Source organism: Cytobacillus depressus (assembly GCF_008923245.1).
GTDB lineage: Bacteria > Bacillota > Bacilli > Bacillales > Cytobacillaceae > Cytobacillus > Cytobacillus depressus.
This window is the reverse complement of the sequence record NZ_WBOS01000004.1, coordinates 202,483-218,036: the sequence shown is the minus strand read 5'-3', so window position 1 is coordinate 218,036 and position 15,554 is coordinate 202,483. Positions and strand designations below refer to the sequence as shown.

Sequence of the window (15,554 nt, the reverse complement as noted above, 5' to 3'; positions counted from 1 at the left end):
ATGTAATTTAACTATCATATCAGGATCAATGTACCACAAAATTTCTATCTAAATATAGAAAAAGAAGGAATCTTATCTAATAAAGTAGAATTCCCCAATTCATAAACAGGAGTCCCTTCCACCTGTAAGTTAAAACCTTAACGTAAGGCAATCACGAACCCCTACCACCTTAACAATACCCCACCAAACAAGGAAACTCCTTCTGTTCCTTCTTCCATTCCCGAAAATTTAGAAAACGATTACCGATCAACACCTCCTCATCCGGAGCCATTTCACGACAATTCAATGCCCTACTCCCCGTCATTTTCCACAAATGTGTTTTCGCTTCTTCTGGGCTAACGGCGTAAATAAAAGCCCATTTCCGCTCCCCCACCTTCAGGGCATACATATGAATTTGGCAAAAAACAAGATGATTATTCTCAATCATTTTTGTCAGTTTCACAGTATCAGGCTGAACTTCGAATAAAACAGACTCCTCATCATCCAATGAAATTTTCCCCTCTTGAATTAAGCACAAAATGTAATGGGCCAGGACATGTTCTTCATAGCGAATAGCATCATCATATAGAGTTTCAATCGTTGACATCGTCAATTCTCCCCGTAAATTGATTATAGTTGGCAAAAACGGTACCAACTGGGCCATTGCGATTTTTTGAAATGATCAGCTCCAGCTGTTTCTGGTTAGAAGCCTGATCATAGTACGTATCACGGTAGAGAAAAATGATGACGTCCGCATCTTGCTCGACACTCCCTGATTCACGGATGTCCGACATTAAAGGTCGCTTATTCTGCCTTTGCTCCACCGCTCGATTTAATTGTGCAAGCAAAATAACGGGGCAGTTCATTTCCTTGGCGAGCATCTTCAAATCCCGAGAAATTTCCGTCACTTGCAAATGTATATTCCCGCCATAATCCTGTTTTGGACGAATTAACGTTAAATAATCAATCATAATGATCGGTTTTTGGTCAGGAAATTGATGAATCAGCTTTCTCGTTTTCGCCCTCATCTCAGCGATTGTTTGCCTGGCACCATCAAAAATCTGCATATCTGTCCTCGATACACGCCCGATAATGTCTGTCCATTCTTCCTTCTGTTCTAAACTAAGACTACGAAACGGGTTCCGTAATTTTATGCGATTGATCCCCCCTGTTGAGGCAATTAATCTTTGGACCAAGCTTTGAGAAGGCATCTCGAGTGAAAAAATAATGGGAAGAAATCCGTGCCAGCCTGCTTCTTTGGCAAAATGGAGCATCACATCTGTTTTTCCCATGGATGGCCTTGCTGCAATGACCGAGAGCTCACCCGCTTGGAAGCCATTCGTCATTTGATCCAAACGCTTAATCCCCGTAGGAATCCCTCTTGTTTCCTCCCCTTCTTGCCATGGTGCTTCATAAATCTCAGCCAATGCCGTTGAAATGGACAAATGGTCATCCATTCTTGCTTCATCAATGAGATGTAACGTCTGAATCACTTGCTGGATTCCCCAATCCTCCTCTTTTGCACGCGTTAAAATATTTCGCTTCTCCCGCTCTTTCCATTGGTCGAGAAGGAGCTCTTCATACTCATCAAATTTTTTCGGATTGGCATATGATTGTAAATCGTAAAGATAGGAAATTCCTCCGAATGGTTCCATATCTGCCGTTGTGGTAAGCGTAATAATGTCAACAATCCTGCCTTTTTCATGCAAAAGACGCATTTCTCTAAAAAGTGCTTGATGACGAAGGTCTTCAAAATGTTCAGGCCGGATCACACTATCACCTATGTAAAAATTCTCTTTCAGCATACAGCCAAGCAGCGCTTTTTCGACAGTCATGGCAGGTCCTCCCCCTCTGAAGGATTATGCTGATAAATGCCTGGTACATTTGGACACCTTTCCGTCATAGGTAGGGCTTTTTTCTGCTGTTCAAACACCCTCTCCAACGCCCATAAATCTTCCAATGTTTTCACCTGTTCGTCACGCCATCTTTTCAAAATCCCATATGTATACCGCCAATTTCGTTTGCCGACTGATAAAGATATTTTCATAGCTTCAATCACGAGTGGTTCTCCAAATTCGTCTACAGATTCTCCAATTTCTTCAGCGATAAATGGCGAGAGTATGCCAAAATTTTGTTGATAAAAATCAAACACCTGACCACACCGACCACCTAGTAGTTGTTTTTCTTTTTCTTTTTCTTTTTGTTTTTCTTTTTGTCCCCGTATCGTGGACGTATCGTCTAAACCGTCACGAATCGGTTGATCATCTGGCCCGTTTTTGGACAACTCAAATGAAGAGTCAACATATGACTCGTATATCTCCCGCATCCTTCCATTTCTAATATGCTCTCCTACATACTGAATGAGCTTTACGTCTTTTACCTTCTCTAACTCAGCACTCACGCAATCTTCCACCGGTTTTCCGCCACGAATAAAATTGTATTTCCCCCAATTTTTAATCGCGATTTCCCTTGTTTCAGGGTTATACTTCACAAGTTTGTGCTTATCGATCAAGCGCTCTAAGATACTTTGAATGGTCTCTTGCGAATACCCTGTATCAAACGCCATTTGCTTCTTCGTGATCGTGTAAACCCCAATTTGCCTCGTATTTTTATTCGTTAATAAATAAAGAAAGATATACTTATCCTCCGGTGTCATTTCCTCCACCACCTTCGGATCATCCCAAAATTGAGTGTAAACTACGCGATACTTTGCCATCGTTTCTCTCCCTTTCTTAAAACTCTTTCAAAAATCGTTCACCTGTTATATATGGATTAGGTCGAGAAAAGGGCACTTTTTATAAAAAAGGGAGAAAAATTGTTTAGGAGTATCGAAAGGAACTTTACCTATACTCCGATTTAGTCAAAATTTGTTTGGAATTTTATCTATTCACTAGGCAGCTTTAAGGGGGGAAATAAAGAGACGAGCTCCAAATTTCGCAAGGTTTTGAGAAGGAAAGGGAGAATAAAATAATTTGAAATACCCGTAGATTTTACTGTTACTTATGATGAGGTTCACCGTAACGTTGGATAGGGTAAATTAAAAAGCAGATAGAGTGTGTAAACCATGCCTCTATCTGCTTTTTCAGTTCCTATATTCTAGTTACCATCCTACTTTTTTCGAAAGCTCATTAGTCTTTTTCCTTGCCATCATATTATTTATTATAAAAGCCTTGAACAGAAACCCATTTTAAGCCTGATTCTTCATCATAGGAAACACAAGATTAGTTATGCGGATTTTTAACGACTGGTCCGAATACAGGGATATTATCATACACTTTAGGATCAGCCTGATAAACTTCGCCTGTAATAAATCCTTTTAACGTTTCATAAAGTCCTTCATATGTCTGTTTAATCATCATTCCACTTGCTTTTTGCCCCGTATCATAGTTAGAGCCGCCTCGAATTTCATAAAGCATGGTTGGTGTCCCATTTAAAGCAAATGTTGATATTGCCATCGCTGGTACATTCAATTCCTCATAACGAGAGATATTACCATAATGTGATTGCCCTTTTTGGAGCTTTTGATATACTAATGCACCAACCCGCTTTGAAAGATTTAATACCTCATCATCTACCTTCCAAAACACACCTTTCGCATCATAATACCCTTTTTCGGCTATCGGTACATTTAAAATGGCCAAGGTGGACATCTCATCACTATCTTCAGAAACTGTATAGGTTGGATATGTGTGATGAAGGTCAACAAATAACTCTGGTTCAAGTGCTTTATATAGATCACGCATCGCACGAGATTCCGGAGTTACAAAAAAGCCCTCGCTCCCTCTCCATCCCGATACCGATTGTCCCGGCAAAAGATGAGCTGTAGATGAATTTAATTCAAAATTTAAATCCGGATTAAAGTCTCGGTTAATGTCAAACCCAGGATTTCGGTAATACCAAGGTGGGACCGTTGATGCCTCTAAACCAAACTCACTTTGGTTCCAAACTTGTTTGTTGTAACGACTTGGTTTACGCTTACCATCTACGACTTTACCTACAATGCCTTCAGGATTTAACATTGGAACAACCCATACCGATAGGCTGTCGCGCATCTTCTGAACTTCTTTACTATTAACTGTGGCTAAAGTTTTAATTAATTCAACTGAGGAAATGACACCTAGTTCTTCATCTCCATGCATTGACGATTGGATAAGGATTCCTTTTTTGTGTGGATCGTTATCACCAATCTTTGCAACATAAATCGGGTATCCGGTTTGCGTAACACCAGCTACCTCCAGCTTCATCATTCCTTTAGACCTAGCTTCAATATCCTTAAGCTCTTTTTCCAATTCTTCAGGAGTGTACATTCTTTGAAGACTTACTTTTTGTTCGGGTGTTACCCAAGGTCCATTTGGTTCGGTTTTAGCATGAGAAGTAAAAACAAAAAGATTAGAGACAACTACACAAGCCAATATCATTTTCCAAATTTTTTTCACCGTTTACAGTACTCCCCTTTTTAAATTTATTTACTGTTAATCCAAGGTGAGCCAACAAAACCGGAAGATATGAATTAGATTTTTTATGCTCTAAAGCCTTTGAACTCTCAACTATTTTAATCTAATTTTCTCCGTCCCTAGAAATGGCGATACCTATACCCTTCTTATGTCTTCATCAACATACACTGCCTCCTTTAATGAATATAGGAGTTAAATTCAACACAGATTTTAATCTACCTGCAAATATATTAAAAACAGAAACAAATACCCATATTTTATAATAAGGACCATATCCTTCTAGTAATAAGCTCACATACCACTAAAAAATAACCAAATGCACAAAGGATGAGGTTTTTTTATTTAACAAATTCATAGTCTTTTAGTAATAAGTAAAAGAGCCTACATAATTGCTATGAAATTGAATGATGAAAAATTATAGTTAGGTATTTAGTTGCATTATTTAAAATTTTCAGATATATTGTCCAAAAATTAAATTTAATAGCTTATAATTATATTGTTTATATTTTACATATCATAAGGGGGATATTAAATGAAGAAGAAACTAGCAGTTCTATCTATTTGTTCAGCTCTATCATTCTCTTTACTCGTTGGGTTACCAACCAATAAAACAAAGGCTGCACCTGAAAAGGAGCATTATGTATTAGCGTATAAAGGGAAATTACCTAGTAATTTCTCAGAAACAATCTCTAAGGCCGGAGGGGCTGTTGAAAGAGTTATACCTGAAATTGGGATTATTGAGGTAGCATCAGCAGATCCAACCTTCCTTTCAAAGGTGAAACAAGATACAAACATTCAATCAGCTGGAAGAGAACTTGAAGCATACTTAGAAACTGATCCGGATGACGCCGTGAATTTTACTCCTGGTACCCCAAATGGGGAGAAAGTCACTTTAGATTCAAACGCAGCAAGCTATTGGGATAAACAATGGGACATGCAGCGTTTAACACATGAAGGTGATTCTTATAACTTAAATAAAGGTAATCATGATACGGTTGTAGCAGTGATTGATACAGGAATTGACTTTAGCCATCCGGATTTGAAGGAAAATGCCGATTTAGCGGGTTCGAAAACCTTCGTACCAGGTACAAAAGATGCTTGGGACCAAAATGGCCACGGTACACATGTCGCTGGATCCATTGCAGCTAACGGGAAAGTTAAAGGTGTAGGTCCAGATTTAACAGTCAGAGCATACCGTGTTTTTGGAGCAACCGGAGGAGCACAACAAGCATGGATTACCGATGCAATTGTAGAAGCTGCAAACGATGGAGTAGCGGTGATTAATATGTCAATTGGGGGCTGGCGTTGGATGGCTCATAACTTAGATGAGAAAGGTGATTCTGCTTCAATGGTAGCCTATCACCGTGCCGTTCAGTACGCAACACAAAAAGGAGTTACTGTTGTGGTGTCTGCTGGTAATGACTCAAGAAACTTGAGTGATTTACATGATATGCAGACATATTGGAAGGAAAATTACGGTTTAGACATTAAAGGTCCATCTCGTGTCGTACCAGCCCAAATTCCAGGGGTGATTACTGTATCTTCCTCAAATGAATGGTCCAATAAGAGCATTGCCTTCTACTCTAATTACGGAAATGGCATCGACGTGGCCGGTCCTGGTGGCGATAATGGTCCATTATATGATAGTTTATATCGTCAGAACCCAGCCGGAAACTATTTAGATAAACGTGATTACACTTATCGAACATTGTCTACTTACCCTACTTATCCGGTCGCAGGTGGGAATAATGCAACTACACAGTTCAGTGACGGACAATGGCATGGCTATTCCTATTTACATGGAACTTCCATGGCAGCACCGAAAGTCGCTGGTGTAGCTGGAGTCATTAAAGCCGCTCACCCTGAGTATAATCCTTCCCAAGTGGCAGCCGCCATTAGACAAAGTTCCATTGATTTTGGCAAAGTCGGGAATGATCCATTATACGGGGCAGGCGAAGCCAACATTTATAATTTCTTATCAAAGGAAAAATCTAAAAAATAATAGTAAGGCCGTTGAGTATAAACTCAGCGGTTTTATTAATGAATTAGACTATGAATACTTCCAATTTATAGTCATATCCATTATGAAGTTAATCCTCTTTCGACTTCTTCTTTTTCCCAATTTCCTTTCGGTCAATATTTTAACTCAGGTTAGACATCATCACACTACATGTGGGTAACTCAGTGCCATGAACACTAGGGTTATCCACTTTTTTATTGCTATTAAATGGAAATTTGTAGTATTACGTACTGTTGTGAACTCATGAAAATCGAAGGTTTTTCAGTGCCCTCCTATTTGAATATGGCCTTTTTACCATATTTCCTATCTTTTCAGCTACTAATATATTATGTTAGAATAATTTATATTTTTTTATAATCATTTATATATCAAATAAAGTAGGGAGTTGTTATTTCGTGGTATTAATTGGTGTTGCCTTAATTATCATCGGATTTGCATTAAAGTTTAATCCACTTGTCGTCGTGACGGTATCTGGATTAGTCACTGGCTTGATCGCTGGAGTACCTATTATAGACATTATTACGCAGTTTGGTGAAGCATTCACAACGAATCGTTATATGTCGATTTTAATCGTTACATTACCAGTTATTGGGCTTTTGGAGAGAAGCGGTTTGCAAAGTCAGGCTGGACATCTCGTTTCAAAAATTAAAGCAGCTACTGCTGGAAAGATTATCACTATTTATCTATTTGCCCGTGAAGTAGGTGCAGCACTTGGTTTGCTTAGTCTTGGTGGACATCCACAAACTGTTCGTCCACTACTTGCGCCAATGGCTGAAGGAGCAGCAAAAGCAAAATATGGGGAAGTTCCAGAAAAAGAACGTGAAGAAATCCGTGCCCATGCAGCTGCGGCCGATAATATTGGACTATTTTTTGGTGAGGATATTTTCGTTGCAGTTGGAGCGATTTTATTAATGAAAGGTTTCTTTGATCAAAATGGAATTGAATCTGACCCCATTATGATGGCACTTTGGGGACTTCCAACCGCTATTTTCGCCCTCATTGTCCATTCAATCAGACTCCGGATGTTTGATAAAAGGCTTGACCGCAAACTAGGTTCACAAGCAAAAAAGGATGTGAGTAAATGATTTTTTCAGTAGAATTTATTTATATTATTATGGGAATCATCGGATTATGTTGCTCGATTTATACATTCTCCGATAAAGCCAACCCACGTAGACATCTGTCAGGTTTATTCTATTTGCTTTACTCCATTACGATCTTATTCGGCAAAGTGATACCCCCATTTTATATCGGTTTAATGGTGTTCGCCATGGTTATCATTGTAGGAATGGGTGGCCTCCGCAAAGGTTCTTACGGTGAGGCAACGGATCAGGAAAAGGAATCAGGTCGCAAACGACTAGGCTCAAAGTTATTTATACCTGCTCTTCTCATTCCCGTCATCACAGTAATTGGAGCAAAAGGATTTGCAGGTGTAAATATTGGGTCATTAGCCATTTTAGATCCGGCAAATCCAACTTTAGTTGCCCTAGGGATCGCCTGTATCATCGCAATTATTACGGCAATGGTGATGACAAAAAATACACCTGTAACAGCTGTAAAAGAATCACGACGACTTTTAGAAGCAATCGGCTGGGCAGTCGTACTACCGCAACTTTTAGCCACATTGGGAACGATTTTTACACAAGCTGGAGTTGGAGGGGTTGTCGCTGATTTCATAACAAAGGTCATTCCTGAAAATAACTTATTCATGGTTGTGTTAGTATTCTGTTTAGGTATGGCGATATTTACAATGATTATGGGAAATGCATTTGCAGCGTTTCCAGTCATGGCAGCTGGGATTGCATTGCCATTCTTGATTCATCAATTTGGCGCAAATCCAAATCATATTGCTGCCATCTCTATGTTTGCCGGCTATTGTGGTACACTTATGACACCAATGGCTGCGAACTTCAATATCGTCCCTGCGGCATTATTAGATTTAAAAGATAAAAACCATGTGATTCGTATTCAAATTCCTACAGCTTTATGTGTGCTCGCATTTAATATCGTACTCATGTATTTTCTAGTTAAATTGGAGGTATAACAGATGGGAAAAAAAGTGTTAATAACAGGCTTTGATCCATTTGGAAAGGATACAGTAAATCCAGCACTGGAGGCTGTCAAACAATTGGACGGAATCGTTGTTGATGATGTAGAAATCATTGCACAAGAGGTACCTACTGTCTTTCATAAATCGATTGAAGTAGTAATCACAGCGATTGAAAAGCATCAGCCGGATGTAGTCATCTGTGTTGGTCAAGCGGGAGGGCGGACACAAGTCACTCCTGAACGGATTGCTATTAATATTGATGATGCCCGCATACCTGATAATCAACAGAACCAACCAATCGATGAACCGGTTTACGCGGATGGACCTGCAGCTTACTTTACCACCTTACCCGTTAAACATATGGTACTTGCAATGAAAAAAGCTGGTGTGCCAGCAGCAGTCTCTAATACAGCAGGAACCTTCGTTTGTAATCACATATTTTATGGGCTCATGCACTATTTAACCAGTAATGCTCCTACAGTTCGTGGTGGGTTTATCCATATTCCCTATATCCCTGAGCAAGCAACTGATAACGGAGCACCTTCTTTAAGTTTAGATACGATTGTACAAGGCTTAAAAGCTGCTGCTATCGTTGCAGCCAATGAAAGAGAAGATATAAAAGTAATCGGCGGTACAACACATTAACATACAAAACGCTTGGATCTATAAATCCAAGCGTTTTTACATGATTAAAATCATAATAAAAAGTGCCAGTCCCCCAGCTCGGGAAAACTTTACCGGACTATGGGAATAGCCCCCAAATTTCAAACTTGCTTACCTATCTCCCATCAATTTATACCATTTCTTAAAGATAAGCCTGCTTAATTCACCCCATATCCAGCTATATATAAAAGAAAAAATATAAATAAATCCTATGACCTTTAATGAAGGAGATGTACTGGCGATTGGTCCTAAAACAGGGAAATGAAAAAAATATAGAAGGAAACAGATTCCACCCGTTAATAATATAGAGGTAAAAACTATAATGCCAATTCGTCTTTTTAAAGTAAGAAGAGCTATTCCAATTCCTAAACCTACGATCCCTGTTGTAAATGGGAAAACAAAAGATTCGCCAGGTTGGATCAGAATCAGTAAAAGAAACGTTAATATGTAACTTTGAAGCCCAAAGGGAATAGATATAATGGTACAAATCAAGATTGGGAGAGTGGCAAAAGGACTGATTAAATAACCGATCCCTGGGAGAAAGTTTCCGGTTGACTGCAGGATAGCTGCAAGTGCAGAAAAAAGCGCGGCTAATACGAGCTTTTTAGAGTAAGAGAACGTTTTAAAATAATAGTGGAGCCTGTATGATTCAGGTGATAAAATACTAAACCAATTCATGAGTTCCTCCTTCACTTTTTACATTTCCCGTCCCTAATTTGATACTATTAGAACCGCTCTAATCATATTCTTATTAGTGAAACTTCATTCAGTGGCCACTGAATGTTAGTTGAACTTATCACGCTCAAAGCGCCACGTCCTCCCAAAAGCCCTGCTTTTGGTCATGCGATGTATCGCTGCCGTAGTATTCCTTGTCCTGTGGCTTTCGCCTGACTAGGACATCCTGTCCGTCGTCGGGCCTTTACGGGCAGTTGATCTCCCACCTAAACTTCTCCGATGTATCTAAAGTTTTGAGGTGGGAAGCTTACTGCCCGTTAATCCGCGATAAAAACAATATGAAGGAGTGTAATGTTAGTTGGTAAAAGTTAAGGTTAGATTACGGCCCCTTGTAAGCAAATTAAACTTACCCACTGTTTTAAAAACAGCCATACTTCCGGGTGACTCCATTGAAAGATTATTTATTGCCACTCAGGTGGGAGAGATCTTTTACATAGGAAATGGGGCTATAAAGACTTTTTTAGATATTCGCCCGCAAATCATAAAGCTAGGTACTTCTGAACCAGGGGTTTCTGGTGCAGGATATGATGAACGGGGATTGCTGGGGCTGGCGTTTCATCCCGAATTTACTTATAACGGGCTATTTTACCTTCATTATTCAGTAGCTGGAACACAAGGTCCAGGTGCTCTTTCTAAACATTTTAAACCTGACCCGTGTGACCCCGGAACCTTAAACCTAAAGTGGATAAATAGAGAAACTCAATATAATCATATTGATACAGTTGAAGAATGGATTTTACAATCGAATGGCCAACCGCAAAAACGACGGACATTACTTAACTTAAGAAGACCATTTTTTAATCATAATGGTGTCAATAGCTTAAACTTTTCACCTGAAACAGGAAAACTTGTTTTAACAACCGGAGATGGTGGAGCAGGCTATGATCCATTTAATTTAAGCCAGGATATTATGGAAATAGCCGGTAAAATCATTGAGATTGACGTAGCAAAGGATACATTTATCAATCATCCACCCGTTGTCACACGTTTTAATGAACTTCCCGCACCTATTCAGGAGACGCTTACGGTAATTGCCAAAGGGGTTCGAAATATACCGGGCATTTCATTTCAAAGGTTTCATAATCAGTATATCAAATATGTGGGAAATGTCGGACAGGATTTGGTAGAGTCGATTTTTTCATTTGTTCATTATAAACCAATACCGGTGACTCAGCTTGTTCAAGCTTCTTTAATGAATTCCGAACCTGACCAAGAAGGATTTATTAACTTTGGCTGGAGGGGGTGGGAAGGCGCTTTTCCTACTTCGATTATAAGGGGCTGCTCTGCAAATCAGAATTCGGATGAGAAAACAATTGCATATTACAATGAAGCAATAATAACTTCTGTGAAGCGTCTTCCGCCTCTAACTAGTTATTTTCATAAAGATCCCCGCCCCGATAAGTTTGGTGGAACGGCACTTACAGGAGTGCAAGCTTTTATGGGGAATGGAATCCCCGCGTTAACAGGAAGCGTTGTGTTTACCGATCTTGCCCGAAAAGAAGAATCCGGGTCTCCTGTTAGAGGGGTTTTAGCTTATACCAGAGTAAGATCAGATGGCAAATTAAATAATTTTAGTGTGATTGAAACCAATTATGATTTTGGGTCCGGGTCGGCTTATTATGTTAGTTTGGGAACGAATACGGATCAAACGAGACTATACTTAGGGGTTTATGGCTCAATGAAAGTAACTGATTTTAACCAAGGTACTGTTTTTGAAATTGTTCCATGATTAAATCACTTTCATACCTACGATACATTACTGCCGATAGACCTTTTCATAACATTATTAATAAGCAAGTTACGATTTTTGCCTATTAACAAGCAAGGCCCGATTGGCCCTGCTTGTTATTTGACTATTACTTTTCCAATCATTCCTTCATTGAAATGGTACCGACAGATCAGTTCATATGTACCTGGCTTTTTCGGTTTCACGGTAATGGTTTTTTCTTTTCCCGGCTGGACTTCGACGTCAATTCCGAGCTTTTCCACCGTGAAGGTGTGTTCTTTCTGACCTTTGTTTTTCAATATCAATGTTGTCGTTCTTTCATTGGAAATAGTTATGACTTCCGGATTAAAATAATCATCGTTCAACACGACCTCAATATCTTTCACTGTCTCCATAGGTTGTGTTACGACACCGGATTCGGCAAATACGCCAAATGATCCTGCAGTGTTTACAACCACAATCATCGCAAGCAAAACTACTAATCCTGTTAATCCCTTTTTCACAAACATTCGCAAGCCCTCCTTTCCTATACAGTATTTTTTCCAATTCATAAAATATTATCACTATGAATTGGGTTCCAACGTGCTTTCAAATAGGAACTCTTTTATCTGAAACAGTGATAAAGAAAACTCGCCGATTGGCGAGCCTTGGAAAGGCGAAGACAGAGGCGTAGTTGCACTTATCGCGCTCATGAAAGCCACGTCCTGTGGCATTCGCCCGACTAGGACATCCTGTCCGTCGTACTTAATTCCTAAAATTGGCGCCTGCGTCGAATCAACTTCTTCGCAGACAATTTATACTTTCTTAACGTGCAAGAAAAAAGATCGTCTCAAATGACGATCTTCTGGAATCCGTTCTTATTCAATTAAGACAAAGTGAGCTAATTTCTTAAAGTTTGTTTAATTGATTTTCCCATCGAATAGACTAATCATTTAATCCCTGTCCATTAAGAATTTGCTGCATATGTTTTTCAATCCTTGACACCCGAGTTTTGGATTGTTTGGCTTGAGAAAAATAAAGAATGTATGCTCTTTGCCGTCCCGGTGTCAACGCCTCAAAAGCAGTTTTCAAGGCAGGGATTTCATCGAATTTATTTTGAAGTTCTTCAGGAATTGGTTCTGGATTCTTTTTAACATTCACTTTCAAACCGGCCTTTTCTACTTCAATGGCTTCATTAATATAGTCTTTCAAGACAGGTTCAAGCTCAACTATTTTCTGAACATTGGTGAACCGAACTAGACGTGCCGCCTGCGTATTCTCCCCAGGTTTTTCTAGAATATTATAGGCATCTTTTAACAGGGCACCTTTGAAAAAACTAAGCGAACAGTATTCGTTAAATGCACTTACTATAGCTACATTACTTTTCTGAAATGTGTAACAAGGAACTCCCCATTTCACTTCTTCTGTCAGTCCGCAGTCAAGGACGATCATTCGTAATTTCTCTAATTCTTCCGGCCATTTGTGGACTTTACAGTCGAGAGTACCTCCTAGTGGGCAACGCCAGCAGCCCTCAGCTAAATATTTATCCACTTTAGAATTCATTATATTATTTGTCATAAAGGAACCCCTCTTCAATTTTCGATCAGCTAACAGTCAAGAAAGATGATCAATTTCGCCAATTCTTTCTGTCGCTTTTTGCCTTTACTTAATCCCTGCTTCACCTGTTATTCCAAAGAAATCTTCACAACATCATCTAAATATCTCGTTGTATTATATCCATAAATCTCTAGATTTTTAGGGATCGCATCGTTATTGTGGAACCGAATGCTTTGAACAGTTTGGAAATAACGAGGCTGTTCGATTTCTTCATATGAGAAAGGGGCTTTATTCATAGCGTATTCTACCCCGTTTTTATCAACGAGCACGCCCTCAGAATTCATTTCCATTCCACTAGGTACCTTTTCATCCTCACTAACAATATTGAAGTGAAGCAATTCATATGCTCGATTCATAATTTCATGATTGCTTATGACAATATCGAAAGACTGTCCAACTTCCAGCTTTTCTATGGAGATTGTGCTGCCTGCATATTCGAAAGTTTGAGGATATTCTCGGGTATCATCCAATTCGATGGTTTTTTTGTCTTCAAATGCTAAATAAGCAGATTCAAATTGAATGTTAACCTCTTCTGGTTTTTCTCCAAAAAGAGGGTCAAAGTTTGTTTGAAAAGTATTCCAATTCATGTCTTGCTGTGAATCAACAAAAGAGCTGCCATACATTTGTGCTTTCACTTTGTTATTGTTCACTTCTAGATTGTTAAAATTAAGAAATTCTATTCGCTTCTCTGGCTTTTCATGATTAATACCAAATTGAAGAATCGTCGCAGTAGGAGCAATGATTAGTTTATCAAATCGAACCGGAATCCCCTCTATTTCTGTTTCTTCACCCAATGCATATTCGATGGAAGGCTGTTTTGTTACAGGTATCTCGAAGTTCCACTCCCCTGTTTTAATTTCAATATCCCCCAAACCCCAATACCGACTCTGCTCAGATGAATCACGAATCAATCTATGAAGCTTCGTAATCTTGAGTTTGATTGTCCCATTATCCTTTTTAAGTGGCCTTAAACCCATCTTCCCTTGAAACACATTCTTTTCTTTATTATTTAATTCTGATTCTAGGTCAGGAAGATAATAGGTTGGATATGTCTCATAGTTCATAATTTCATATTCATTCTCTACATAAACTCCATCACCATAGCCCACCATATATTGGCTGTCTTCATTTATATCTTCAATTTCATAATAAACAAGAGTCTGCAAATCATCAGCAATGACACTTTTAATCTTTACTTTTACCCCATCGCTTTCGGCTTCCAGGTTCAGCCTTTGACCATAGCCCTGCTGTAGAAAGGCACGCAATTGCGGATCTTCTTCTGTCCATCCATAGTAGAGGTACGTAAACGCCCCTGCAAAGTAACCGATCCCCACCAATAATACGAAAACACTAGCAAATGCAATTCTGACTTTTTTACGTTTCTTGTTCTGCTTTTGCTTATGCCTCTCCTTTTCTTTCAGCCTATCTTTAATTTTCTCCATGAAACGAGCCAGCACAGGCACATCTTCAATATTATTAGGAAGATCCAACATAGTTAACATGACTTCCTGAAAGGTCGCCAAATCCTCCTGACATTCTTGGCAATGATAAATATGTACTTCTAAATCAATCTTTTTCGACCGATCCATCGTTCTTTCTAAGTAATCGAGGTAATCCTTTTGATACTCCCTGCAGCCATGAAAGGTTGTTCCAGACCACATTTCATTTCTTATTGACTGAATTCCGGAAAACAAAAGCTCTTTCATCTTTCCCACTGAAACTTGGAGAAGATGTGCTGCGTCCTCCCGAGAGAATCCTTGTACATATGTTAGGACCATCGCATCTTTCTCGTCCTGTTGCAATTGATCAAGTGCTTTAAATACCCCTTGACGTGGTTCACTTTCTTCCGAGGCCGGTAAACTTCTATCACGAGAAAGCTCTCGGCAGTTATGGATGAAAATGGATGTGACCCACGTTTCGAATGCTGCTTTACCTTTCAATCGAGGCCATTCCTTTTGGACTTGAATAATGGACCGGTAAAAAAGCTCTTCCATTTGCTCCTGATTACTCAGATAACACCAACCAAGTGTATAAAACGATTGTTGATGCTGATCGAACCAATCGACGATGGATTCCACGCCTTTTTCTCTTATTGTAGTCGTAGAAATGGGATCTATTTTTGCTGGAATCATAAGCACGTCCCCCTTTTTGGACATAATTCACCTTGTTGATGATACTTGTTTCACAAATTTGGGATTTCATCGTTATTCCATGAAAACAAATCTCTTTTATCAATAAATTACAATTATTATAAATATTGGTTCATTTATATAGAATATCAAATTTCTTATTCGTTCGTAAGTCTATGTTTCTAGTATCTACCTAATAAAA

General features: G+C 39.1%; 13 protein-coding genes. 5 read left to right on the top strand and 8 right to left on the bottom strand.

Features of this window, described 5'->3' with window-relative positions; all coding sequences use genetic code 11:
- Positions 1-169: 169 nt before the first annotated feature.
- The 4 genes from F7731_RS11795 to F7731_RS11780 all read right to left on the bottom strand — a co-directional run bounded on the left by F7731_RS11795 (position 170) and on the right by F7731_RS11780 (position 4,415).
- On the bottom strand, positions 170-586 hold the full coding sequence (locus tag F7731_RS11795) for a hypothetical protein (protein ID WP_151534979.1): 417 nt from the start codon (positions 584-586) through the stop codon (positions 170-172).
- Positions 573-1,814, bottom strand: coding sequence for a replicative DNA helicase (locus F7731_RS11790; protein WP_151534978.1), 1,242 nt, complete (start codon positions 1,812-1,814; stop codon positions 573-575). The genes F7731_RS11795 and F7731_RS11790 overlap by 14 nt, the downstream gene beginning before the upstream one ends.
- A complete protein-coding gene (locus F7731_RS11785; RefSeq protein ID WP_151534977.1) occupies positions 1,811-2,695 on the bottom strand; it encodes a DnaD domain-containing protein in 885 nt (294 codons plus the stop codon). Before F7731_RS11785 ends, F7731_RS11790 begins: the two co-directional genes overlap by 4 nt.
- A gap of 505 nt (positions 2,696-3,200) precedes the next feature.
- Positions 3,201-4,415 carry a M14 family zinc carboxypeptidase gene (locus F7731_RS11780; RefSeq protein ID WP_151534976.1) on the bottom strand — a complete coding sequence of 405 codons (1,215 nt, stop codon included), beginning with the start codon at positions 4,413-4,415 and terminating at the stop codon, positions 3,201-3,203.
- 550 nt (positions 4,416-4,965) lie between these two features.
- Here F7731_RS11780 and F7731_RS11775 point away from each other — a divergent pair.
- From F7731_RS11775 to pcp, 4 genes are all read left to right on the top strand, one after another.
- Positions 4,966-6,435 (top strand): S8 family serine peptidase, encoded by a 1,470-nt coding sequence (locus F7731_RS11775; RefSeq protein WP_151534975.1) that lies wholly within the window; start codon positions 4,966-4,968, stop codon positions 6,433-6,435.
- 413 nt (positions 6,436-6,848) lie between these two features.
- Entirely contained in the window at positions 6,849-7,538 is a 690-nt protein-coding gene (locus tag F7731_RS11770; RefSeq protein ID WP_151534974.1) for a DUF969 domain-containing protein, read from the top strand.
- A complete protein-coding gene (locus F7731_RS11765; protein WP_151534973.1) occupies positions 7,535-8,497 on the top strand; it encodes a DUF979 domain-containing protein in 963 nt (320 codons plus the stop codon). Before F7731_RS11770 ends, F7731_RS11765 begins: the two co-directional genes overlap by 4 nt.
- A gap of 3 nt (positions 8,498-8,500) precedes the next feature.
- Entirely contained in the window at positions 8,501-9,148 is a 648-nt protein-coding gene (pcp, locus tag F7731_RS11760) for a pyroglutamyl-peptidase I (RefSeq protein WP_151534972.1), read from the top strand.
- Between the two features lie 129 nt (positions 9,149-9,277).
- On the opposite strand, the gene F7731_RS11755 is transcribed toward pcp, so the two are convergent.
- Positions 9,278-9,844, bottom strand: a complete 567-nt coding sequence (locus tag F7731_RS11755) for a hypothetical protein (RefSeq protein ID WP_151534971.1) — start codon at positions 9,842-9,844, stop codon at positions 9,278-9,280.
- Positions 9,845-10,199: 355 nt separating this feature from the next.
- Between F7731_RS11755 and F7731_RS11750 the strand changes: the two genes are divergently transcribed.
- Positions 10,200-11,630, top strand: coding sequence for a PQQ-dependent sugar dehydrogenase (locus F7731_RS11750; RefSeq protein ID WP_151534970.1), 1,431 nt, complete (start codon positions 10,200-10,202; stop codon positions 11,628-11,630).
- 116 nt (positions 11,631-11,746) lie between these two features.
- Here F7731_RS11750 and F7731_RS11745 read toward each other — a convergent pair whose 3' ends face one another.
- The 3 genes from F7731_RS11745 to F7731_RS11735 all read right to left on the bottom strand — a co-directional run bounded on the left by F7731_RS11745 (position 11,747) and on the right by F7731_RS11735 (position 15,355).
- Positions 11,747-12,136 carry a cupredoxin domain-containing protein gene (locus F7731_RS11745; RefSeq protein ID WP_151534969.1) on the bottom strand — a complete coding sequence of 130 codons (390 nt, stop codon included), beginning with the start codon at positions 12,134-12,136 and terminating at the stop codon, positions 11,747-11,749.
- A gap of 415 nt (positions 12,137-12,551) precedes the next feature.
- Positions 12,552-13,184, bottom strand: a complete 633-nt coding sequence (locus F7731_RS11740; RefSeq protein ID WP_151534968.1) for a YdeI/OmpD-associated family protein — start codon at positions 13,182-13,184, stop codon at positions 12,552-12,554.
- Between the two features lie 107 nt (positions 13,185-13,291).
- On the bottom strand, positions 13,292-15,355 hold the full coding sequence (locus tag F7731_RS11735; protein WP_246197193.1) for a DUF4179 domain-containing protein: 2,064 nt from the start codon (positions 15,353-15,355) through the stop codon (positions 13,292-13,294).
- Positions 15,356-15,554 lie beyond the last annotated feature (199 nt).